Consider the following 22,314-nt stretch of genomic DNA (forward strand, 5'->3'; position numbering starts at 1 on the left):
CGCTGACGAGATGGCATGATGCAGCAAGGCCAAGAGCCGGCCTTGTTGAACATCGAGAGCCGTCGTTGCAAAAGAGCAAAAATAGATTCAGACGATGACCGATAGAAAGAAGTATGTGCCGGTAGAGAGTACCCAAGCAGAAACTTCGCTTGATTGGCTGAGGGCGTTCGAGCGTTCCAACGGTCGACCGCTGCGGGTGCTTCACATCGGCAATATTGCAAATAACGCATACAACAACGCCAAGATACAAAGGACCTACGGCATCGAAGCCGATGTTCTCTGTTACGATTACTACCATGTCATGGCCACCCCGGAATGGGAGGATGGCAATGTCCGCGCCAATGTGGACACGTTCCTTCCGGATTGGTGGTCGACGGAACTTCGGGGGTTCCGGCGCCCCGAGTGGTTCATTCAAGGGCCGGCGTCGCTTTGCATTGACTACATGGTGGCGCGCTCGAGAGGGCAGAACAGACTCGCAAGGCTTCGTCGCTGGGGAATTGAAGGAGCCTATTGGGATCTTCTCGAACAAAATGCGGTCCGGACGGGCAGCGAACGCTTCGCTTCGTCGAAGATCAGACTTTTTCGCGCCCTCAAGTCATGGAAGTACAAGCTTCTCCCCTACGCCATGGGTTGCGATTCGTTCAACTGGATGAAATTCAAGGGCCGGCCGGGAGGGCGGCTTGGAAAATGGAGACCCAAACTCAAGTCATATGCCGCGAGTTTCGACCCGTGGAAGACCCTTACCCAGCGTCTTCATTCCTTGCGAGGCTCACTTCGGGCTCGCGTCCTCGTACCGTTGCTGGTTGCCGAGTCCAAAGACCAGCGCGCCAATCGATTGGCGCATGTGATACTTTCGCTGTGGCGCCGGTTTCGAAAGTCCCGCGGTGCTGCGACCGTCGACCGACGGGAAGTTCTGGCGGCTCTGTCTGATAAGCAGTCGGGTTCAACGTTCCCCCTGATCGCGGTTGCACGCAGCCTCTTTCTGATGGCGGCTCGCACGGTCTTCGAAGTAGGCCTCTATGTATTATTCTTCCCGGTGCGGCTACTCATCAAGAGCGGGGTGGTTCATCAGGAGGATATCAACGAACGAACGGCAAGAGCCGACGGGTTCATCGCCATGTTCAAGCGACAGGAGCTCGATGTTCCGGAGGAGGTCTGGAAGGAATTTCATTGTTACCTGACGAGCCATGTGTTCAGGTTCCGGCCCATTCTCGCGAAATACGACATTATTCAGGGCTACTCGATCGATGGAATTATTCCGCTTGCCAATGAATTCCCGGCGTTCACGGCCTATGAGCACGGCACCCTGAGAGACATACCTTTTGCAAACACGTGGCTTGGCCTGGTTTGCAGATTGACCTACCGCAACGCGCCATCGTTTTTCATCACGAACTCGGATGTCTTGGGCGCCGCCGCGCAATTGGGCCTGAAAAGGGAGAGCACCTGCTATCTTCCTCACGCATTTGACGACCGGAAGCTCGACAATTTTCGTCAAAGCAACGCCTGCGTTGTTCCCGATCCCGATCTTGTTCATTTCTTTTGTCCCAGCAGGCAGCATTGGCGGGATCAGAACCCATCGTTGACGAAGGGCTCTGACCTGATGCTGAAGGCGGCCGCCAATGTGGCGGCCGAGGGACGCCGGTTCCGACTCATTCTGGTGGAATGGGGCGTCGATATCGACGCCAGCAAGGCGCTGATCCATCAGCTCGGGCTTGACGAATTTGTGTCGTGGGTACCGCCCATGAACAAGAAGTCGCTGTGGCATCAGTATTGCCGCAGCCATGCTGTTCTGGATCAATTCTCGCTGCCGGCCCTGGGAGGGGTAGGCTTCGAGACGCTCGCGCTGGGACGCAGGCTCATCACGAAGATAGACGTGGAGCAGTTGAGGTTGTTCTTTGGATGTCCGCCCCCTGTGTTGCCTGCGACAAATGTCGCGGAACTGGCCGACTCGATAAGGTCGGTTGTCCGTGATCCGGACGACAAGGCAGGCAAGGGAAAGGCGGGGCGGCAATGGATCAGGGATTATCATTCGGCTGAGCGAATCGTATCTCTTCAAGCCGATGTCTATCGCGCCTTGATCGAAAAAAGAGCTGAAACGGTATCGTTGCAGGACAATCTGTCTGAGTCTCAAGAGATGCTGGCTGGCCGGAATGGACCGGTTGATAGATCCGGGGATTTGCCGTTAATCCATCAAGGCAGTGGTTTTTCTCTCCAAGGACGTAGATCGTGATTTCTGAGAATTATGCATTCCTGTCGCCCGTCAACGCTTCGGGGCGGCTTGAACTTGAGAGTTTTGCGGTCGAGGGCGAGCATACGGTCGAGGGCGTTCTTCGAACCGCCGATCCCGCAGTCTGGTATCCCGTTGTCAAAGGCGTGCCGTCCTTCCTGACCGGAGCGATGCAGCCCGACCTTTCGGATTTCTGTGCCAGGCACAAGCTCGCGGCGCCGTCGGCGAGCCGCTCCCGTTCGGGCGCGGACGAGCAGGCCAAGACCAACAAGACCTTTTCCGACAAATGGCGGCGCTTCAAGCAATATGGACTGGAGCCCGAGCACAAGGAGTTTCTGTTCGGCTGGTACTGCAAGAAGCTGGGCGTGCCGGATCTGGAGGCGCTGAAGGCATTCTACGCCGGCAAGCAGCGGGTATTGGAGGTTGGGCCGGGTTCCGGGTTCAACACGCGCTTCATTGCAGAAAACTGCCCGGGCTCGGTATTCGCGCTGGACGTCTCCGATGCTGCGTTCACGACCTTCGAGAATACGCGCCACCTCGGCAATTGCTGCGTTGTGCAGGCCGATCTGATGGAGGCGCCGTTTCCCGATCAAACGTTTGACTTCATCATTGCCGATGGGGTGCTGCACCACACGCCGAACACGCGGGCCGCGGTGGAGGCGCTCTACAGGAAGGTGCGTCCCGGCGGTCAGTTCTTCTTCTATGTCTACCGCAAGATGGGCGCGGCGCGCGTCTTTTCGGACAATCACATTCGCGAGAACTTCATGCCGCTCTCGCCGGAGGAATGCTACGCGGCGTGCGAGGGGATCACCGAGCTTGGCCGCGAATTGTCGCGGCTGAATGCAACGATCACACTGGAAAAACCCATTCCGGTGCTGGGCATCCCGGCCGGAACGCACAATGTGCAGCGGCTGTTCTACTACAATTTCCTGAAATGCTTCTGGAACGAGGCGTTCGATTACGAGACCAACAATATGGTCAATTTCGACTGGTACCATCCTCATAACGCCTGGCAGCATACCGACGAGGAGGTCGAGGGCTGGCTGAAGGATCTGGGGGTGAAGGATTACGCGTTCAACGATTCAAATCCGAACGGAATTTCGGTTCTCCTGACCAAGCCTTCTGCATAATCCAAGCATGCGTATTCTGGTAACAGGCGGCACCGGGTTCGTGGGCTCCGCGCTTGTCCCGCGCTTGATCGAGGCCGGTCATGACGTCTTCTGCGCGTGCCGCCCTGGATCGGTTGCGCCGTTCGGGCAGACCGTTGGCTGGAACATGACAGGTCCGACTGCGACGGCAGGGCTGCCGGAGGCGGTCGACGGCATCGTCCACCTCGCTCAATCGCGCAGCTACCGCAATTTCCCGACGGACTCCCGCGAGATGTTCGAGGTCAACGTCGCCGCGACGATGTCCTTGCTGGAATGGGCGGCGCGGACGAAGGTGGCGAGGTTCTGCCTGGTATCGTCAGGGACCGTCTACGAGCCGTTCAGCGGCCCGTTGCACGAAGATGCGGCCGTATCTCCGAATTCATTTATGGGTGCGAGCAAGCTTGCCTCGGAAAATATCGCCAAGCCCTTTTCCAGTATTTTCGGCTTGAGCGTATTGCGGCTGTTCTTTCCATTCGGACCGAACCAGAAGGATCGCCTCATCCCCGATCTGATCAGGCGGGTTCGAACCGGTGAAGCCGTTCACGTCACGTCCGAGGGCGAGGGCATGCTGCTGACTCCGACATTCGTCGACGACATCGTGGAAGTAATTCTGACCGGTCTCGAAGAGTCCTGGACGGGCACCAAAAATGTCGCAAGTCCCGAAGCTCTCTCGATCAGGCAAATAGCGGATGCAATTGGGCGGCAGCTCGGGAAGGCGCCCAGGCTGGAGGTATTCCCGCGGCAGCCCGTCAGCATCGTACCGAGCCTGGACCGGCTCGCGGAACGCTTTGACCTCCGCCGTTTCGCCCGGTTCGAAGACGGTCTGGCGCGGACGATCGGGCGGGTATGAAGGCAAAATTCATGCGCATCATCCGCTGGGGGCGGTGGATGACTATCGCAGGCCATGAGGCCAGCCATCTCCAACTGCATGTTTGATGCTCTCGCAAGACGGGCTCGCGCGGCAACGGAGCGGCGGATCGCGAAAGGTGAGGTTCGCACGCTTTGGGCGTCGACGCCGATCCTGACCTTGCCGATCCTTGCCCGGTGCGATCGCCTGCTCGGGCTTCAATCGTCATCGCTGGTCTTCAATACCTACTACATCACGCGATCATTCGACATAAACCTGATCCTGCTGGAAGGCGCTTTTCGGCTGACGCGAAGCCGCTGGTGCCTGAGCGTCTTCCGCCGCCTGGTGTTCGCCTGGGCGTTGTTGCGTTTCGACGTCTTTCACTATTTCTACGATCGCGGCCTCATGCTGAGCGAGGGGCGATACGGCATCAATTCCGAGGAAGTCGACCTGTTGCGCAAGTCCGGCAAGCGACTATACACCTACGCCTATGGCGCCGACGTGCGAACCCGGGAAACGACGCTGGGGCTGGGGCAGCCAAATCTGTGTCAGGAATGCCCGCAGCCCGGAAAGTACTGCATCTGTTCGGAGGAATTGCTGCAGTCCTCGCTCAAGCCGCTCGCGAAAGGCGCTACCGCCCAGCTTGCCATGGGGGACATGCTCGCCTATGTGCCGGGCTGCCGGGACATGCATTACTGGCCGATCGACGCCACGAAGCTGGCTGCGCCGCCCGTTGCGTTTCGCTCCGGCGAGACGCTGAAAGTGGCTCACGCGCCGAACCATGGTCATTTCAAGGGAACGCGTCTTCTCATCAATGCGATCGAAAGGCTCGCCAGCGAAGGCGAGAAGATCGAGCTGGTTTCGGTTCAGGGAGTCTCCAACAGCAAAGTCATCGGGCTGTTTGGCGCGTCGCACATCGTTGCCGACCAGTTTGTGGCCGGATTTCACGGCTATACCGCACTCGAAGCGATGGCGTTGGGGCGGCCTGTTCTCTGCTTCATGCGAAACGACCAGATGATGATCGACCCGGCGACTTGTCCGATCATCAACACGCGCCCCGAAAAGATCTATGACGTGCTGAAGCAATGCCTGCGTGGCGAGATCGATCTGGATCGTGCCGGCCAGGCCGGAAGGCGCTATGTCGAACAGCATTACAGTCCGGAAGCGGTTGCGGCGCGCCTGGGACAGCTTTATCTCGACACCGCAAACCTTCCCGCCGATCTGAACGCGAAGCTGCGGGCGCGCGTGACCGATCTAATGAAAGGCCGCGCCGAGGCGGCGCCGGCGCAGATCTAGATTTGCCGGCGGCCTTGGAAGTTCAGAGCAGGAATGTGAGCAACGCTGCCCAGGAAGAAATGAGGGCGCTCGAGTGGTACGCGCGCTGGCAGCGGCAGATGAACCGTCCGTTGCGCGTGCTGCATCTCGGCAACATCGCCAACAACGCCTTCAACAATGCGCGCATCCAACGCCTGTACGGCATCGAAGCGTATGTCATCGCCGCCGAGAACTATCACATCATGTCTACCCCCGAATGGGAGGAGGCAAGATTCAAGGGCGACTATGGCGATGCCTTCTTCCCGGATTGGAAAAAGGTCGACCTCGCCGGATATGTGCGCCCGGACTGGTTTGCGGCGGGACCGCTGGATTTGTGCTGCGAAGTGATCGACTCCCAGGTCAACGGGCAGTCGCAGAAAACCGCGGCGCTGGTCGCCAGGCTGGCAGCCCGCCGCGAGGCCATTTGCGCGACGGGCTATGGCGGCCGGGCGACGCGATTGGCTACCAGGATACGCCGGAAACTTCGCTCCGAACTGCGCGGCCTGAAGGCGGGCGGTTCAAGCGGCGCGCCAGCGAATCCCGTCGGGTCGCGGCTGCTTGAACTCTGGAAACGCGCCAATGTGCCGCATGAGACGCCGGTCAGTGGACGAGATTTCAAGAGCTATGCGTCGCGGCTCGGCATGTTGCAACCCCTGTTTGAGAAGTTCGACGTGGTTCAGGGCTATTCGACCGATGGTGCGTGGCCGCTGTTGGCCAACCGGCCATATGTCGCCTATGAGCACGGAACGTTGCGGGCGCTGCCTTTCGCGCCGGATGCGCTGGGCAGGCTGACCGCGACCGTTTTCATGGGCGCGGAGCACGTCTTCATAACCAATTTGGACTGCATCGAACCCGCGGAGAGGCTTGGCATCTCCGCGGATCGATACACGGCGTTGCCGCACGCCTTCAACGATCGAAAGCTTGCGGAATTTCGCGACCGGAATCGCGACTTGCAACCGCCCGGCGACCACGCGGTGCTGTTTCATCCGGCCCGCCAGGACTGGCGGGACCCCAATCCAAGCCTGATCAAGGGCAATGACCGTCTCATCCGCGCCTTCGCACGGATCAGCCTGATACATCCGGCTGCAACGTTGAGGATGATCGCGTGGGGGCGCGATCTTGCCGCCAGCCGTGATCTGGTCGCGAGCCTTGGCATCGAAGGCAAGGTGCAGTGGATCGACCCGCTGCAGAAGCAGGACCTGTGGAAGGCCTATCTCTCGAGTCACGCGGTATTGGACCAGTTCGTGTTGCCTTCGTTCGGAGGCGTTACCTTCGAAGCGCTGGCGCTCGGATGCAGGGTCGTTACCAACGTCAATGTCGGCGATGCCGAGCGTTTCTTTTCCAGGGCGCCGCCGGTCTATTCGGTGTCGAGCGAGGACGAGATCGCCGCGGCATTGGAGCGGATCATTCTGGATCGGGACGACACCGGCGGGGTCGGCGAAGCGGGAGCGGATTGGATCAGGAGGTATCATTCAGCGGAAAGAATTGTGGAGCTGCAGTTCGGCGCGTATCGCCGTCTGCTGAAGTCGGCATGCTGGAAGCCGGCCGTTTGAGCGGGGGATGAGGGCGCGGTGAGAGTTCTGCATGGACCGGTCAACGTTGGTAACCAGCCATGGGCGCTTTCGCGCGCGGAACGTCGTTTGGGCGCCTCCAGCGATCTGACCGTTCGAAGCGATACTTGGCTCAAATACCCCGCCGACCTCGTGCTTTCCAGGCACGGCACGGGCTTTGTCAAGACAGCCCTTCGCAGCGTGATCTACGGGCTATCGAGGCAGTGGCGCTATGACGTGCTGCATTTCTACTTTGGCCAGACCTTCCTTTCGCCGGGGCGCCCGTTTTCCAAAGATGCCGCGATCGATGGCATGTTCAATCAGCTGTCGACGATGGATCTTCGCCTCGCGCGATTTCTCGGCCGCAAGCTGTTCATGACCTTGCAGGGCTGCGACGCACGGCTGGCAGGCGAGGGCAACAGGCGAAACCAGTGGACGATGTGCGCGCCGGAGCACTGCACATTGTATCAGACCTGTCTGGATGTGCTTGATGGCCGGCGGCGCTACATGATCGACAAGGTGCTGCCGTTCTTCGATCGGGTTTTCTATCTCAACCCGGAACTCGGCCATGTCGTGCCGAACGGGCAGTTCCTGCCATACGCCAATGTCGAGATTCAGAAGAGCGAGGTTGTGCTTCCTTCCGCTTACGGCAAGCCGAGAATCGTTCATGCGCCGAGCGTCGGGCAGATCAAGGGCACCTCGATCATCCTGGACGGCTTGCAGCAGCTTCGCTCGAAGTACGACTTCGAGCTGATCCTGGTGGAAAACAAGTCGCATGAGGAGGCGCTGGCGCTGTACCGGTCGGCGGATATCGCCATCGATCAGGTGCTGGCGGGCTGGTACGGGGGATTTGCGGTCGAGATGATGGCCATGGGCAAGCCGGTCGCCTGCTATATCAGGGAAGGCGACATGCAGTTCGTGCCGAAAGCGATGCGGCATGAGATGCCGATCTACAGGATCGATCCGGGGAACCTCGTTGAAGGGTTTGCCGCGATTCTCGACCAGCGACCGGAGTGGACCGCGCGAGGACGAGAATCGCGCGCCTATGTCGAGAGATGGCACAATCCCGATCTGGTTGCGAGAGCGATGCTTGAGGCCTATCGCAGGCCCGACAGCCGCTTTGATCTCGATCCGGAATCCTCGACCCAGCGGCCGTCGCAAGAGCGGCCTCACGGTGATCGACCGGTGAAATCCGTTCCATAATGTAGGTATTGAAGTCAGGGCGGTTGGCGGCTATTGCTCTGCCGGCCCAGACAGTTGAGTGGACACCGATTCACAGCCCGGGGGGCCGATTTCGTTGGGTAGCCGGTGCCGCTGCTGCGCGGACACGGGCTTGTTTGCCTCTCGATGTGACGGAATGAAAATGAGCTGACATCCATCCGATGGATGCCAATACTGCTGGATCTATGGGCGTTTCGTATGAACTCTGAATTGATAGCCAAGCTGGACCGGAAGACCGCGACGATCGGGATCGTCGGATTGGGGTATGTCGGCCTGCCGCTGATGCTCCGCTATTGCGAGGTCGGGTACAAGATCGTCGGCTTTGACATCGACCAGAGCAAGGTCGACGCGCTCAAGGCTGGAAAATCCTATATCGAACATATTTCCGCTGAGAGCATTCAATGGGCGCTGGCTCACAATTTCGATGCAACTACCGATTTTTCCCGCACCGCTGAAGTCGATGCGCTGATCCTTTGCGTTCCAACTCCGCTCAACAAGTACCGGGAGCCCGATCTGAGCTTCGTTCTCAATACGGTCGAATCCGTGCTGCCCTATCTGCATGCCGGCATGATCGTATCCCTCGAGAGCACCACCTATCCGGGCACGACGGAAGAAGAACTCAAGCCGCGGATCGAGACGCGCGGCCTTGAAGTGGGGCGCGACATCTTCCTGGTGTTTTCGCCCGAGCGCGAGGACCCCGGCAACCAGAACTTCACGACGCGGTCCATTCCAAAGGTGTGCGGAGGATGCACGCCGGCCTGCCTCGAGGCGGGACTTGCGCTCTATCGGCAGGTCATCGACAGGGTCGTTCCGGTCAGTTCGACCCAGGCGGCCGAACTGACGAAGCTGCTGGAAAATATCCATCGCTCGGTCAACATCGGCCTCGTCAACGAGATGAAGATGGTGGCCGACAAGATGGGTATCGACATCCATGAGGTGATACGCGCCGCGGCGACCAAGCCGTTTGGCTTTGTTCCCTATTATCCCGGCCCGGGAATTGGCGGGCACTGCATCCCGATCGACCCGTTCTATCTCACCTGGAAGGCGCGCGAATACGGAATGCACACGCGCTTCATCGAGCTGGCCGGCGAGATTAACTCCTCGATGCCGGACTACGTGATCTCGAAGGTCGCTTCCGCGCTCAACGGGAAAAGCAAGTCGATCAACGGCAGCAGCATTCTGGTTCTTGGTATCGCCTACAAGAAGAATGTCGACGACGTGCGCGAGTCGCCGTCGGTCTTCCTGATGGAGAAGCTTCGCGACCTCGGCGCAAAGGTCGCCTACAGCGATCCGCATGTTGCGGCGTTTCCAAAGATGCGCGCGCATCATTTCGATCTGTCGAGCGTCGCACTGTCGGCCGAGAGCATCGCCAAATTCGATTGCGTATTGCTGGCGACCGACCACGACAAATTTGACTACGAGTTGATCCGCAAGCAGGCCCCGCTGCTGATCGATTGCCGGGGCAAGTTTCTCGCGCCGGCCGACAATATTGTCCGCGCATGAATGGTGCAAAACTGGAGGCGACCTTGACATCGTATGCTTTGATCGGCGCTGCCGGTTACATCGCCCCGCGGCATATGCGCGCCATCGCGGAAACCGGCGGCAATCTGCTGGTCGCCTACGATCCGAATGACTCGGTCGGCATCCTCGACAGTCACTTTCCCGATGCGCAGTTCTTCACCGAGTTCGAGCAGTTCGACCGCCACATCGACCAGATTCGCCGTTCCGGCCGGGCGATCGATTTCGCTGCGATCTGTTCCCCGAATTACCTTCACGATGCGCATTGCCGGTTCGCGATGCGCGCGGGCGCGGACGCCATCTGCGAAAAGCCGCTGGTGCTCGATCCCGCCAGTATCGATGGCCTCGCTCAGATCGAGCGCGATACCGGTCGCAAGATCTCGACCATCCTGCAGTTGCGGCTGCACCCCGCGATCATCGCGCTGCGCGAGCGGTTTGCCAACAGCAACAAGCGGCACAAGGTTGAACTCACCTACATAACCTCGCGCGGCCAATGGTATCATGCCTCGTGGAAAGGCGAGGAAGGCAAGTCGGGAGGCGTCGCGATGAATATCGGCGTTCATTTCTTCGACATGCTGAGTTTCGTCTTCGGCGGGGTTAGCCGCAACGAAGCCCATCTTCGCGAGCCGGAGCGGGCCGCCGGTTCGCTCGAATGCGAGCGCGCCGATGTCAGCTGGTTCCTCTCGATCAACCGGAACGACCTGCCGGAGAGCGTGCGCGGCAAGAAGACCACCTTTCGCTCGATCAAGGTCGATGGTGAGGAAATAGAATTTTCCGAAGGGTTTACCGATCTGCACACCCGCAGCTATGAAGAAATCCTCGCAGGACGCGGCTTCGGGCTCGACGACGTCCGGACATCGATCGACATCGTATCGGACTTCCGAGGCCTGCCGATTACGAAGGCCAACGGCGTGCATCCGTTTGCGATCAAGGCCAATCGGCCGTGAGCGAGATGAGGGAAGACCCGCGGTTTCCCGGCGCGCTCATCCATGTCTCGAGCTTCGTCGATGACGGCGCGGTGATCGGGCGCGGCACCAGGATCTGGCACTTCTGTCATATTCTGCCCAAGACCGTGATCGGGGAAAATTGCTCGATCGGCCAGAACGTGATGATCGGACCGAACGTCCGCGTCGGCAATGGCTGCAAGATCCAGAACAACGTTGCGATCTACGACGGGGTCGAACTGGCAGACGACGTGTTTTGCGGTCCGAGCTGCGTCTTCACGAACGTGAATAACCCCCGCGCGAACGTCTCGCGCAAGGACGAATTCCGCAGGACGCCGATCGGGCGGGGCGCTTCGATCGGCGCGAATGCGACGATCGTGTGCGGCCACTCGCTGGGCATGTTCAGCTTCATCGGAGCCGGCGCCGTGGTGACCCGGGATGTACCTGACTTCGCCCTCATGGTCGGAAATCCTGCGCGGCGGGTCGGCTGGATGAGCCGGGCGGGCGAGCGCCTGAAAGACGATCTGATCTGCCCGCGCACGCAGGTGAAGTATGCGCTTCGCGATGGCGTGCTGGTGGAGAGCGGATAGCGCAGCGATGGGTTCGGCCGCCAGCCGCGCAGGCAGACTTCTCGCCGGATGGTCGGCGAATTCCGTTCAACTGATATTGGGACTGGTCCAGCAGGTCGCGCTGGTGCCGGTCTTTCTGCATTTCTGGACCGGCGAGGTCCTGGCTGCCTGGCTCGTCATCTATGCCGTCGGCAGCCTCGTGCTGATCGCCGATGGCGGTCTGCAGTTTCGCGCGATCAACCGTTTCCTCGGCTTCAAGTCGGGCGCGGATGCCGACGGCCGGACGGCGCAATTCTACGCCGCGCTGCTGCGGGTCTACGTTTGCCTCGCTGTCGTCCTTGCCGTGCTCGTGCTGGCAGTCACCCGGCTGGTGTCGCCATCCGTCGTGCTGCGCTTTCAGGGAATTGCCGATTTCGACACCGCCTTTGTCGTGATGGCGGCTGGCATTGTGCTGACGCTGCCGTCGAATCTCGTGGTGGGTCTCTATCGTGCACGAGGCCTCTATGGCCGCGCGGTGTGGCTGCAGAATTGGGGCACGCTGGTCGGGCAAGTCGCGCAACTGGCCGCAATTGTCCTGACCGGAAGCCTTCTTGCCGTCGTCGTCGTTTACGTCGCGACGCAAATGCTGATCGCGGTTTACCTTGTGGCGTTTGATGCACGGCGCCAGTTTCCGTTCCTGCGGCGCGCAGGAGAAACTCCTTCCCCACGCTGGGCGATCAGGCAGTTCCGCCAGGGCGCGCCGTTCGGCATTGCTGCAGCCACGGAACTGGCGCTGCTCAATCTGCCGGTGCTGCTGGTGAGTGCGCTGGTGTCGGATCGCGTCGCCGTCGCGCAATGGGGCCTCACCCGGGTCGCTGCCGGGCTGCTGCGCGGCGTTTGCCTGCAGGCGACGCTTCCGCTTGCCGCCGAACTCGGTCATGACCACGCCGTCGGAGCGACCGACCGGTTGCGCGATCTCTACGCCCGCGGTTCGGTGTTCGTCGCCGTGCTGGCGAGCGTCATGGTGTCGGGCCTTCTGCCGTTCTGGCGGGATTTCTTCGAACTGTGGACCCACGGCGCCATTCCCCACGATCCGGCGCTGGCAATGACCCTTTTGCTCGGCACCGCTGCGGTCGCGCCGGCGATCCTGGCATTGAGCTACGCCAGCTACAGCAATCGTGGCGGCCTTCTGATCCGGGCGAAGGGCCTGCAACTTGGCGTCTTCCTGATCCTGTCGATGCTGCTGATCCCGCCGCTGGGGCCGCTCGGCGCCGCGATCGCCATCGTGGCGAGCGACCTGTCGATCCAGATCGGTTTTCTGACCTCCGTCGTCATGCGGCAGACGCTGCGGCATCCGCTGCGGCATGCGGTGTTCCTGGCGGCGCTGATGACCGCGACGGTGTTGTCCGGCTGTGCGATCGCGATCATCATACGCTCGCTGTTGCCGTGGACCGGTTTGGCGCGATTTTTTGCCGAATGTGCGTTGTGGCTGATCGTTGCCGCGCTGGCGGCAAGTCCGCTTGCCGTCGGGAGCATACGCGAGAGATTGATTGCGGCGATCCCGCGCTAGCCCGGCATCGCCGCCTGCCGGATCAGATACTGCCCGTAGGCGGTGTTCTTCATCGGCTCGGCCAGCCGCAGCAACTGCTCGGCGTCGATGAAGCCCTGGCTGAACGCGATCTCCTCGGGGCAGGCGATCTTCAATCCCTGGCGCTTTTCCACGACATGGATGAACTGCGACGCCTCGAGCAGCGATTCATGCGTGCCGGCGTCGAGCCAGGCGTAGCCGCGGCCGAAACGCTCGGCGTGAAGTTCTCCGCGTTCGAGATACCACTGGTTGACGTCGGTGATCTCGAGCTCGCCGCGCGGCGACGGCTTCATCTCCCGCACGACGTCGACGACGCGGTCGTCGTAGAAGTAGAGCCCGGTCACAGCGTAGTTGGATTTCGGTGCCTTCGGCTTTTCGACGATCCGCAGCGGCCGGTGAGCGGAATCGAACTCGATGACGCCGTAGCGCTCGGGGTCGTCGACCCAGCAGGCGAACACCGTCGCACCGCGGCTCTGCTGCGCGGAGCTGCGCAACAGCGCCCGCAGATTGTCGCCGTAGAAGATATTGTCGCCGAGGATCAGCGCAGACGATCCGCCGGCGAGAAAGTCCTGGCCGATCAGGAACGCTTCAGCGATGCCGCCGGGATGATCCTGGATGGCATAGGAAAGCTCGATCCCCCATTGGCGTCCGTCCCCGAGCAGGCGTCTGAACTGGTCGGTCTCTTCCGGGGTGGTGATGATCAGGAGCTCGCGCAGGCCGGCCATCATCAGCGTGGTCAGGGAATAATAGATCAGCGGCTTGTCGTAGATCGGCAATAGCTGCTTCGAGGTCGCGAGCGTCAGCGGATAGAGCCGCGTTCCACGGCCTCCTGCCAGTATGATTCCCTTGCGGTTCATGCGCCGAGCTCTTCGCGGTTGGCGGGGATTTTGCAGCCTCGTTAGCACGCGCCAAGCGGCCCTCAAAGCGACTTCCGCCTTTATAGCGGAAATATTTCAATGGCTTACGCCGGGCATGGCCGCGTTGCGCCGGCCATGCGGGTGCGATAGGAATGACGCCACGGCGGTTGACAACGCTCTGTCGACGACATCAAGCGCCATTTGCGACCTGCGACGGGGATCATGGCCAGCCGCGTTTACTGCACCTATTTCGATCACAATTATCTGCCGCGCGGGCTGGCGCTGTACCACTCGCTGCAGCAGCACGCGCCGGGCGCCGAACTTTGGGTGCTTTGCCTCAGCGAGGCCTGCCATCGCGCCCTGCTGCAGCTCACGCTTCCGCACCTCGTCCCGGTGCGGCTGGCGGATTTCGAAGCCGCCAATCCCGACGTCGCGGCGACCCGGCCATCCCGCAGCCAGATCGAGTATTACTTCACATGCTCGCCGGCCTGGCTTCTCTTCGTGCTGGAGAGCAATGCGGATGCCGAGTGGGCGACCTATCTCGACAGCGACCTGTTCTTCTTTGCATCGCCCGATCCGATCTATGAGGAAATGAAGGATGCGGCGTTTGGCATCATTCCGCACCGTTTCGCGCGTGGTCTGGAAGACCAGCGCCGGTTCGGAATCTACAATGTCGGCTGGGTGAGCGCGCGCAAGCGCGGAGACGGCATCGCCGCGCTGCGCTGGTGGCGCGAACGCTGCATCGAATGGTGCTACGACCGGGTCGAGGGCGATCGTTTCGCCGACCAGCGCTACCTCGACCGGATGCCCGAAGCGTTCAGCGGCGTTCACGTGATATCGCATCTCGGCGCCAACCTCGCGCCCTGGAACGTTGCCGGTTGCCGGCTGGAATGGAACGACGGCAGGGTCGAGATCGAACGACGCTATCCGCTGCTGTTCTTCCACTTTTACGGGGTCAAGCGCAGCGGTGATTACTACTTCAACAGCCACCGGGTCTATCACGCGCCATTTTCCGGCCTGATCAAGAAAAGACTGTACATGCCTTACGCGGCCGCGCTCGCCGAGGCCGAGCGGCTTTCGGTCTCTCTTTTGCCGGGGCAGCAGCCCGAAACGATCCGAAAGCCGGTGGCCGGCAATCTCGTTGACCGCCTGTTGAATGCGGTGCGCAAGGGGCGGATAACGGTCTACCGCTGGCTTGATATCGTCACCGGCCGCGCCATTGCCGTCCGCTAGCCTGATCGCCGCCTCGGGAGATCCTTGCGAATGCGACTTCTGATCCTCGGTTACTCCTCGATCGTCGAACGGCGCGTGCTGCCGGCCGCCGCGGAGGTCGGGCGCATCGAGACGATTTCGATTGCAAGCAAGAGCCGTCCCAGACCGGAGAACTGGCCGAAGCAGGGGCTGTTCTTCGACGACTATGAGGCCGCATTGCGCGGCAGCGACTGCGATCTCGTCTACCTGTCGCTGCCCAACGCGATGCATGAGCGCTGGGCCATGGCGGCACTGGCAGCCGCCAAGCATGTCATCGTCGACAAGCCGGCGATGATGACATTGGCGGCGAGCGAACGTGCCGTCGAGGAGGCGCGGCGGGTCAATCGCCTCGTCGCGGAGGCCACGGTGTTCGGCTATCACCCGCAGTTCGCAACGCTCGCCGAATTTGTCGCCGAAACCGGCCCAATGACGCAGGCCGCGGCGCAGTTCATCATTCCGCCGCTGCCGATCGGCAATTTTCGCAGCCATGCCGAATTCGGCGGCGGCTGCCTGCTCGATATGGGACCTTACGCCGCCGCCACGATGCGCATTCTCGGCGGCGACGGCATATCCGATGTGACGGCGCTGGCCGGCGGCCGGCATCCCGAAACCGGTGTCGATATGGGCTTTTCGATGCTCGCCCGGCTCGGCAATGGCGGCACGTTTTCCGGCCATTTCAGCTTCGAGGGCGAGTATCAGAATCGCTTGCTCGTTGTCGGCCGTTCCGGGTCCGTGTTAATAGAGCGCGTCTTCACTCCGCCCGCCGATCATCATGTCGAATGGCGCCGGCGCATCCGCAATGTCGATGATATCGTGACATTCGAACCCGCCGACGGCTTTGCCAATTTCCTGGAGGCGGTGACGTCGGCGATCGCCGGCGGCGACCACGAGCGCTTCCATCGCGATCTCGTCAGCGACGCCCGGTGCCGGGATATGATCGCGAAGGCGCTCGCATCAAGCAATCCGCCGCATCAGTCCGTGTGAGAGACAATGCCGATCAACGTGTGGGACTACCTGCGGGAATACGACGAACTGCGTGACGAGATACTCGGCGCGGTCGACAGGGTGTTTCGCTCGGGGCGGCTGGTGCTCGGGCAGGAGGGCGTCAAGTTCGAGCGCGAGATGGCCTTCTATCTCGGCGTTGCGGGTGGCGTCGGCGTCAACAGCGGCACCGATGCGATCTACATCGCGCTGGCCGCGCTGGGGGTCAAGGCCGGCGACGAGGTCATCACGGTGCCCAATACGGCGGTGCCGACGGTCTCGGCGATCCGTACGCTCGGGGCGACACCGGTCTTTGTCGACGTGCGCGAGGACGATTTCCTGATGGACGTCGGGCAGGTCGAGGCGGCGATCACGCCGCGAACGAGAGCGATCGTTCCGGTACATCTGTACGGCCAGTGCGTCGATCTCGATCCGCTGATGGCGATTGCCGAGCGGCACGGGCTGAAGGTGATGGAGGACTGCGCGCAGTCGCAGGGCGCGCTCTACAGGAATCATCAATCCGGCAGCGTCGGGCATGCCTCGGCGTTCTCGTTCTATCCGACCAAGGTGCTGGGCGCCTATGGCGACGGCGGCATGGTGTTGAGCAATGACGAGGCTGTGATCAAGCTGGCGCGCAGCCTGCGCTTCTACGGCATGGAGACCCAGTATTATTCCGAGCGCCACGGCTACAATTCGCGGCTCGACGAGGTGCAGGCCGCGATCCTGTCGCTCAAGCTGCCGCGCATCGAGGCCTGGATCGATCGGCGGCGGGAGATCGCGGCGCGGTACGATCGGGGTCTTGCCGGAACTGGCCTCGTGACGCCGCGCGAGAACGCCCATGGCCGTCACGCCTATTATGTCTACGTGGTGGAGCACCCGACCGACCGCGACGGCGTGCTGGAGCGGCTCGCTAAGCGCGACATCAACTGCAATGTTTCCTACCGCTGGCCGATCCACACCATGCGCGGCAGCGCCGACCTCGGCTATCGCGAGGGCCAGTTCCCGGTCGCGGAGCGCAAGGCGCAGCGGATTTTCTCGCTGCCGATGTATCCGCACCTGAAGGACGAGGAAGTCGACACCGTGATCGACGTGCTCAGGGATGTGATCTGATGGCCGAGCGCGCGCATCTCGACTGGTTTCGCGGCCGGCTCGCAGCCTCGGTTGCGATCGAGCCGAAGGATCCGGCGCCGATCCTGGCCTGGCGGGAGGAGCGTTGCCGCACGGTCCGGTTCAAGGCCGAGTTGATCGGGCTCGACGATGTCCGTGGCTGGTCGCGCGATGCCCACGGCAATGTGCGGCACCAGACCGGGCAGTTTTTCGGAGTCGAGGGCGTGCGCGTCGAAAGCGGCGCCCTGCGCGAGGTCGCCGCGTGGGACCAGCCGATCTACACCCAGCCGGAAGGCGGCGTTCTCGGCCTCGTCGCCCGCGAGACGGCGGCGAACGGCGTCCAGTTCCTGCTGTACGCCAAGGCCGAGCCGGGCAATATCGGCGTGCTCCAGCTCTCGCCCTCCGTTCAAAGCACATGGTCGAACATCCGCCGCGCACACGGCGGCAAGCTGTCGCCGATGCTCGAAGTGCTGACGGCCACGTCCGGCGTCCGCACCATCTATCGTGCCGAGCACAATGAAGAGGGCGGGCGGTTCTGGCGCAAGTCGAACGAGAATATCATCGTCTTCGTCGACGACGAGGGCGTGATCCAGTCCGACATGGCGATGTTCTGCTGGGCAAGCCTGAGCCAGATCAGGGAGCTCGCACTGATCGACAATTTGCTCAGCCCGTTCGTGAAGACGATCATCGCGCCGCTGTGAGGCGTGGCTTCCCGCCGATCAGCGGGCGGTATCCTTCGAAAACAGATAGGTCTCGGTCCGCGAGCGATGGCCCGTCACCTCGGAGACGTCGTAGGGGATGCAGGGCCATGCGCGCTGCAGCCGAAGCCCGGCGTCCCGGCACAGCGACATCAACTCGCGCTTGCCGAACACGATCTCGACGACGGGCGCGCCGTAGGCATATTTGCTCAGATAAGTTGTCTGATGATCGTCGAACACCGGCACGGTGTGCAGGATGCAGTACCGCCCGGCGACGCGCGCGGCTTCCCGGATTGCCGCCTGATGGTCGACGATATGCATCAGCGACACGCCGTTGAAGACGATGTCGAAGGCGTTGTCCGGGTAGGGCAGCCGGGTCGCGTCCGCGACCTCAAATGTCACGGATGGATAATTTGAACGGGCACACGCGATCATCGCGTCCGAATAGTCGATCCCGGCATAGTTGACGCCGGCGGACACGAGATCGGCAAAGACTTCCGAGTAATAGCCGCTGCCGCAGCCGACATCGAGCAGGCGCGGCGAGGCGATGCCGGTGGCGGCCACGGCCTCTGCGGCGACGGTGAAGTCGAGCCGCGGCTTGCCGTGCTTCATGTCGGCGATCAAGGCCTGATAGGCACGTTCCTGGCGGGCCACGGTCCGCGCCGCCAGCCAGCCATCGGACGACGCAGCCGCATGGCGCGCCGCCTCTACGCCGTCGAGCACCTTGTAGTCGGTCGAGGTCAGGATGTGTCGACGCAGGAGCGGCACGGCCTTGACGGCGCGCTTGCCGATCCGCCTGACGAAGCGCGGCAGCTTCATCGCGAGGACTTCAAGGTTTCGACAAAGCCAAGAATCTCGGCGGCGCGATGACGATAGGTATGCTGCGCCATGGTCCTGGCCTGTCCCGCAGCCGCTATGCCGGCGCGGCTGGCGGCGTCGCCGAGCGCGCGGCCGATCGCTTCAAGACAATCGTCGACCGAGCGCCACACCGCGACCTCGCGGTCCGGCGCGAACAGGGTGTGCAGATTGTCCTTGAAGTCGGTCAGCAGGAAAGCGCCGACGCCGGTTGCCTCGAACAGGCGCATGTTGCCGGCTTCCCGCCCGGCCATGTCGATATGCGAATTGAGCGTGATCTTCGAACGCCGCAGCGTCTGGTACATGTCGGCGCCCCACACTTCGCCCTGGAAGCAGCGATGCAGCGGCGAAGAGGCCGACAGAGCCTGCGGCGGGTTGCCGAACAGTTTCAGATCGTAACGCTCGGCAACGGTTTCGAGCAGCGCCATCCGCTGCTTGTGATCCGGCGACACCGTGCCGACAAAGGAGACGTCGATGTCCGTCGCGGGCGGCGGCGGCAGCGCTTCGAGAAGCGTGGGCTCGAACGCGAGATGATTGACTTCCGCGCGCACGCCGAGGCGGCGGAAGAACTCCACATTCGCCGAGAGTTGCGACATCATGAGGTCATAGACTGGCCAGTCGACGCCACGGGACGGCTCGATCCCGATCTGCCCGACCAGGATGGGATTGCCGATCGCCTTGATCCGCCGCATCAACCGCGGGTCGACGTGAAAGGTGTCCTGGTTGATCACGACGTCGGGCCTGAAATCCTCGATCTGGGCCAGCAGGATCGTCTCGGCCTGCGGGTCGAGGCTGGGGCTGAGGCCGACCTTGCGGGCGAGCGGGCGCAGCATCGGCTTCAGCGGGGCGACGGCACGCTGCAGCCAGCCCGGCAACGTGGTGCTCCCGCTGGTGGTTTCAGGCCCCGCCGCCTTGACTGCCATGCCGCGCTCGCGCGCCCACGCCGTCTGCAGCCAGGCATTGTTGACATGGATCTCCGCCGCCGAATGGCCGAGTGCCGAAAAATTCCGCGAATAGAAATCGGCGACGCCGAACAGGCTGGCGTTTCGCGCCGCCATCTGCGCCGCGTAGCCGGCGCTGCCAAGCCCGGGCTGGCGGCGGTACAGCCAGTTGAGGAAGCGTGGATAGTCCGCATTGAGGACGAGGATGCGCATGAATGGCTAGACCGCTCGCCGGAATCCGTAATTCTGTTCGATCCATGCCTTGTAGGCGCCGCTGGTGACATCGCGCCACCACGGCTCGTGGTCGAGATACCACTGCACGGTCTGCGGCAGTCCGGTCTCAAAGCCGACATCGAAATTGCGGCCGAACTCGCGAACGAACTTGGAAGCGTCGATCGCATAGCGGTGGTCGTGGCCGGGGCGATCCGTCACATAGCTGATGAGCGTCCGGCAGGAACTGGCCGCAGCGGCGGGGCAGGACGGAAAGCGCGTGGCGAGGGCAGGGTCGGCCGCGAAGGCGGCATCGATCGCATCGCAGATCAGGCTCACCACGTAGCGGTTGGTGCGCTCGTTACGGCCGCCGACATTGTAGGTTTCGCCGGTGCGGCCGTGCTCGATCACGTGCATCAGGGCGCTGCAGTGATCGGAAACGTGCAGCCAGTCGCGGATATTGGAGCCGTCGCCATAGATCGGAAGCGGCTTGCCTTCCAGCGCATGGATTATCATCAGCGGGATGAGCTTCTCGGGATGCTGATAGGGACCGTAATTGTTGGAGCAATTCGTAATCAGCGCCGGCATGCCGTAGGTCGCGACGAAGGCGCGGACCAGATGGTCGCTCGAGGCCTTGCTCGCCGCGTAGGGTGAGTTCGGACGATAGGGCGAGGATTCCGTGAAGGCCGGATCAGCCGGGCCGAGCGAGCCGTAGACCTCGTCGGTCGAGACGTGGAGGAACCGCGCGGTGTCGAGCTTCGCCGCCGCGCGCCAGTGATCGAGGGCCGTCTTCAGGAGCGTGAATGTGCCAAGCACGTTGGTTTGCAGGAAGGCCTCGGGATCGCTGATCGAACGGTCGACGTGGGATTCGGCGGCGAGGTGCGCCACGCGCGAAAATTTGTGCTGGTCGAACAGGCGCTGCATCAGCGCGGCGTCGCCAATGTCGCCCTTCACGAACCCAATGCTGCGATCGGCGATCAGCGGCTCCAGGCTGCGGACATTGGCCGCATAGGTCATGGCGTCAAGCACGGTGAGGCGGTCGGTCGGCCGCGCCGCTCTCCACGCATGGACCAGGTTCTGGCCGATAAAGCCCGCGCCACCCGTGATCAGAACGCTCTGCATCGACTATCCCGGTTCCCTGGCAGCTCAAACTGCGCGCAGCGCGATGCACCGGTCATGAGGGCACGTCACGAGGAGGTTGAAACGCGCTCGAATATCGAACGCGGCGTAACATACCATAGCAAGAAGAGGATACCGGCGCCATTGGTCAGCAGGGTCGTCGTGAGAGGGACGTTCAGCAAAATCTGGGGGAGGATGCCTCCGGACAACAGGATAAACTGTGGCGGCAGGCCGGACGAGAGGCGGTTGCCGACAGCGATCACCAAGCCGCATGCCAGTGCGGAAAGTGGCGCCAACCATAGGCCAACTGAGGCAATGCCTTCCGTCGCAAACAGCGACGCGTTGAATGCGCCTTGATCGTAGACCTTCATGAGAATCGATAGGGGTTCATTATAAGGGCAGTCGATAACGAGCTTCAGTACGTTGATCTGACAAAAATGCGTCAACGGGTGCGTCGAAAAGAAATTGTTGTACACTTCGAGCGCGACCGACGGCATGGCGACCATCCGGGTATTGACCAGGCCGAAGTATTGCGCTGCCCATTCAATGGGAATTATGTCTGCCTTGGCGAGGAATAGCGTTGCTACGCCGACCGATGTCGGTAACAACAACGACAAGATGACTGTGCTCCTCGCTTCAAACGTCCTGCACAAGAAGGCGAGAAACAGGAGCCAGAGCGGCGCAAAGAGCGCTAGTTTGCTTAGTGTTATGGGATAGAGCAGCAGCATCAGTAGAAGTGCGATGCCCGCCTGAAGAAATTTTCCACGCAGAATGAGGCCGGCAAATGCAAACGGCAATAGCGCGTTCGACGTCATGCCAATGGCATATCGCACCGCCGCGGGAAATGCGAGTTCTGCGCGAAGCCGGTACATCTCCGAAAAGCTGGCAAACCTGAAATTGTAGGAGGCGGCGGCCGCGATGAGAATTGCAGCGAAGATCAAGATGGCGGAAAGTAGCAGATCAAATCCTCTAACCGACAAGTCCAGCCGCGTCTTGATCGGTGCCGTGATAAACAGCGCTGGCGCGAGAAATGCCAGTGCAGATGCAAGGATGGAACCGATCGCCAGCGAATGATTGTACGAAAGCACTGAAAACTCAACCAGCCAAAGATACCCGAAGATCATCGTGTAGAAATAAAATCCAGCGAAATAGCCAAAGCTGAATCGACTGACTATGAAAACGGCTGATACGGCGATGATCGGTAGCGTGCGTAGTATTGCTATCGGGACGTTTGCCTTCTCAAACTCGATAATTCCAGGAAAGGAGGCCGCGGCGTAGCTCAGGGAAACGGCGCACGCCGCGATGTGCCAGCAAAGGAGCAAGGCCTGTCTGAGCCAGCGCTCCGGGCGTGAGGATATCGTCGTGAGATGGGCGTCCGAACCGCTCATGA

19 protein-coding genes are annotated in these 22,314 nt (G+C 61.5%); 14 read left to right on the forward strand and 5 right to left on the reverse strand.

Translation table 11 applies throughout. The annotated features are described in order from the left end of the window. Positions 1 to 94: 94 nt before the first annotated feature. The 10 genes from V7E26_RS03820 to V7E26_RS03865 all read left to right on the forward strand — a co-directional run bounded on the left by V7E26_RS03820 (position 95) and on the right by V7E26_RS03865 (position 12,887). Positions 95 to 2,230 (forward strand): glycosyltransferase, encoded by a 2,136-nt coding sequence (locus tag V7E26_RS03820; protein ID WP_324413653.1) that lies wholly within the window; start codon positions 95 to 97, stop codon positions 2,228 to 2,230. Continuing rightward, positions 2,227 to 3,357 carry a class I SAM-dependent methyltransferase gene (locus V7E26_RS03825; RefSeq protein WP_324413655.1) on the forward strand — a complete coding sequence of 377 codons (1,131 nt, stop codon included), beginning with the start codon at positions 2,227 to 2,229 and terminating at the stop codon, positions 3,355 to 3,357. Before V7E26_RS03820 ends, V7E26_RS03825 begins: the two co-directional genes overlap by 4 nt. A 7-nt stretch (positions 3,358 to 3,364) precedes the next feature. After that, positions 3,365 to 4,225, forward strand: coding sequence for an NAD-dependent epimerase/dehydratase family protein (locus V7E26_RS03830; protein WP_324413657.1), 861 nt, complete (start codon positions 3,365 to 3,367; stop codon positions 4,223 to 4,225). A 78-nt stretch (positions 4,226 to 4,303) separates the two neighbouring features. After that, entirely contained in the window at positions 4,304 to 5,518 is a 1,215-nt protein-coding gene (locus V7E26_RS03835) for a glycosyltransferase (protein ID WP_324413659.1), read from the forward strand. A 35-nt stretch (positions 5,519 to 5,553) separates the two neighbouring features. After that, on the forward strand, positions 5,554 to 7,089 hold the full coding sequence (locus V7E26_RS03840) for a glycosyltransferase family 4 protein (RefSeq protein WP_324413661.1): 1,536 nt from the start codon (positions 5,554 to 5,556) through the stop codon (positions 7,087 to 7,089). 18 nt (positions 7,090 to 7,107) lie between these two features. Then, a complete protein-coding gene (locus V7E26_RS03845; RefSeq protein ID WP_324413663.1) occupies positions 7,108 to 8,289 on the forward strand; it encodes a glycosyltransferase in 1,182 nt (393 codons plus the stop codon). Between the two features lie 216 nt (positions 8,290 to 8,505). Beyond that, entirely contained in the window at positions 8,506 to 9,810 is a 1,305-nt protein-coding gene (locus tag V7E26_RS03850; RefSeq protein ID WP_324413665.1) for a nucleotide sugar dehydrogenase, read from the forward strand. A 23-nt stretch (positions 9,811 to 9,833) separates the two neighbouring features. Then, complete coding sequence (locus tag V7E26_RS03855; RefSeq protein WP_324413667.1) at positions 9,834 to 10,772, forward strand: Gfo/Idh/MocA family oxidoreductase; 939 nt, start codon at positions 9,834 to 9,836, stop codon at positions 10,770 to 10,772. 5 nt (positions 10,773 to 10,777) lie between these two features. Then, a complete protein-coding gene (locus V7E26_RS03860; RefSeq protein ID WP_324413669.1) occupies positions 10,778 to 11,359 on the forward strand; it encodes an acyltransferase in 582 nt (193 codons plus the stop codon). 7 nt (positions 11,360 to 11,366) lie between these two features. Continuing rightward, positions 11,367 to 12,887, forward strand: a complete 1,521-nt coding sequence (locus tag V7E26_RS03865) for a hypothetical protein (RefSeq protein ID WP_324413671.1) — start codon at positions 11,367 to 11,369, stop codon at positions 12,885 to 12,887. Here V7E26_RS03865 and rfbA read toward each other — a convergent pair. Next, positions 12,884 to 13,762, reverse strand: coding sequence for a glucose-1-phosphate thymidylyltransferase RfbA (rfbA, locus tag V7E26_RS03870; protein WP_324413673.1), 879 nt, complete (start codon positions 13,760 to 13,762; stop codon positions 12,884 to 12,886). The genes V7E26_RS03865 and rfbA overlap by 4 nt on opposite strands. A gap of 222 nt (positions 13,763 to 13,984) precedes the next feature. Between rfbA and V7E26_RS03875 the strand changes: the two genes are divergently transcribed. Genes V7E26_RS03875 through V7E26_RS03890 form a run of 4 tightly spaced genes read left to right on the forward strand, consistent with a single transcriptional unit; the run spans position 13,985 to position 17,802 of the window. After that, the gene (locus tag V7E26_RS03875; protein ID WP_324413675.1) at positions 13,985 to 14,995 is read left to right on the forward strand and encodes a hypothetical protein; all 1,011 of its coding nucleotides are present in this window, start codon (positions 13,985 to 13,987) and stop codon (positions 14,993 to 14,995) included. Positions 14,996 to 15,025: 30 nt separating this feature from the next. After that, the gene (locus tag V7E26_RS03880; RefSeq protein WP_324413677.1) at positions 15,026 to 15,997 is read left to right on the forward strand and encodes a Gfo/Idh/MocA family protein; all 972 of its coding nucleotides are present in this window, start codon (positions 15,026 to 15,028) and stop codon (positions 15,995 to 15,997) included. A gap of 6 nt (positions 15,998 to 16,003) precedes the next feature. Further along, positions 16,004 to 17,104, forward strand: coding sequence for a DegT/DnrJ/EryC1/StrS family aminotransferase (locus tag V7E26_RS03885; protein ID WP_324413680.1), 1,101 nt, complete (start codon positions 16,004 to 16,006; stop codon positions 17,102 to 17,104). Next, positions 17,104 to 17,802 (forward strand): NDP-hexose 2,3-dehydratase family protein, encoded by a 699-nt coding sequence (locus V7E26_RS03890; protein WP_324413682.1) that lies wholly within the window; start codon positions 17,104 to 17,106, stop codon positions 17,800 to 17,802. The genes V7E26_RS03885 and V7E26_RS03890 overlap by 1 nt, the downstream gene beginning before the upstream one ends. Positions 17,803 to 17,820: 18 nt before the next feature. Here V7E26_RS03890 and V7E26_RS03895 read toward each other — a convergent pair whose 3' ends face one another. From V7E26_RS03895 to V7E26_RS03910, 4 genes are all read right to left on the reverse strand, one after another. Beyond that, complete coding sequence (locus tag V7E26_RS03895) at positions 17,821 to 18,618, reverse strand: class I SAM-dependent methyltransferase (RefSeq protein ID WP_324413684.1); 798 nt, start codon at positions 18,616 to 18,618, stop codon at positions 17,821 to 17,823. Beyond that, entirely contained in the window at positions 18,615 to 19,808 is a 1,194-nt protein-coding gene (locus tag V7E26_RS03900) for a CgeB family protein (protein ID WP_324413686.1), read from the reverse strand. The genes V7E26_RS03895 and V7E26_RS03900 overlap by 4 nt, the downstream gene beginning before the upstream one ends. A 6-nt stretch (positions 19,809 to 19,814) precedes the next feature. Next, positions 19,815 to 20,927: a dTDP-glucose 4,6-dehydratase gene (gene rfbB, locus V7E26_RS03905; RefSeq protein WP_324413688.1), complete on the reverse strand. Its 1,113-nt coding sequence runs from the start codon at positions 20,925 to 20,927 to the stop codon at positions 19,815 to 19,817. Between the two features lie 65 nt (positions 20,928 to 20,992). Beyond that, positions 20,993 to 22,312, reverse strand: coding sequence for a hypothetical protein (locus V7E26_RS03910; protein ID WP_324413690.1), 1,320 nt, complete (start codon positions 22,310 to 22,312; stop codon positions 20,993 to 20,995). Between the last annotated feature and the right edge of the window lie 2 nt (positions 22,313 to 22,314).

This window comes from Bradyrhizobium sp. (genome assembly GCF_036735945.1).
Taxonomy (GTDB): Bacteria; Pseudomonadota; Alphaproteobacteria; order Rhizobiales; family Xanthobacteraceae; genus Bradyrhizobium.

Excerpts from the sequence above, each read along its gene's own strand:
- V7E26_RS03890 (WP_324413682.1), top strand. The coding sequence starts at position 17,104 with ATGGCCGAGCGCGCGCATCTCGACTGGTTTCGCGGCCGGCTCGCAGCC.
- V7E26_RS03835 (WP_324413659.1), top strand. The coding sequence starts at position 4,304 with ATGTTTGATGCTCTCGCAAGACGGGCTCGCGCGGCAACGGAGCGGCGG.
- V7E26_RS03830 (WP_324413657.1), top strand. The coding sequence starts at position 3,365 with ATGCGTATTCTGGTAACAGGCGGCACCGGGTTCGTGGGCTCCGCGCTT.
- rfbB (WP_324413688.1), bottom strand. The coding sequence starts at position 20,927 with ATGCAGAGCGTTCTGATCACGGGTGGCGCGGGCTTTATCGGCCAGAAC.
- V7E26_RS03850 (WP_324413665.1), top strand. The coding sequence starts at position 8,506 with ATGAACTCTGAATTGATAGCCAAGCTGGACCGGAAGACCGCGACGATC.
- V7E26_RS03860 (WP_324413669.1), top strand. The coding sequence starts at position 10,778 with ATGAGGGAAGACCCGCGGTTTCCCGGCGCGCTCATCCATGTCTCGAGC.
- V7E26_RS03880 (WP_324413677.1), top strand. The coding sequence starts at position 15,026 with ATGCGACTTCTGATCCTCGGTTACTCCTCGATCGTCGAACGGCGCGTG.
- V7E26_RS03900 (WP_324413686.1), bottom strand. The coding sequence starts at position 19,808 with ATGCGCATCCTCGTCCTCAATGCGGACTATCCACGCTTCCTCAACTGG.
- V7E26_RS03885 (WP_324413680.1), top strand. The coding sequence starts at position 16,004 with ATGCCGATCAACGTGTGGGACTACCTGCGGGAATACGACGAACTGCGT.
- V7E26_RS03820 (WP_324413653.1), top strand. The coding sequence starts at position 95 with ATGACCGATAGAAAGAAGTATGTGCCGGTAGAGAGTACCCAAGCAGAA.
- rfbA (WP_324413673.1), bottom strand. The coding sequence starts at position 13,762 with ATGAACCGCAAGGGAATCATACTGGCAGGAGGCCGTGGAACGCGGCTC.
- V7E26_RS03910 (WP_324413690.1), bottom strand. The coding sequence starts at position 22,312 with ATGAGCGGTTCGGACGCCCATCTCACGACGATATCCTCACGCCCGGAG.
- V7E26_RS03865 (WP_324413671.1), top strand. The coding sequence starts at position 11,367 with ATGGGTTCGGCCGCCAGCCGCGCAGGCAGACTTCTCGCCGGATGGTCG.
- V7E26_RS03875 (WP_324413675.1), top strand. The coding sequence starts at position 13,985 with ATGGCCAGCCGCGTTTACTGCACCTATTTCGATCACAATTATCTGCCG.
- V7E26_RS03895 (WP_324413684.1), bottom strand. The coding sequence starts at position 18,618 with ATGAAGCTGCCGCGCTTCGTCAGGCGGATCGGCAAGCGCGCCGTCAAG.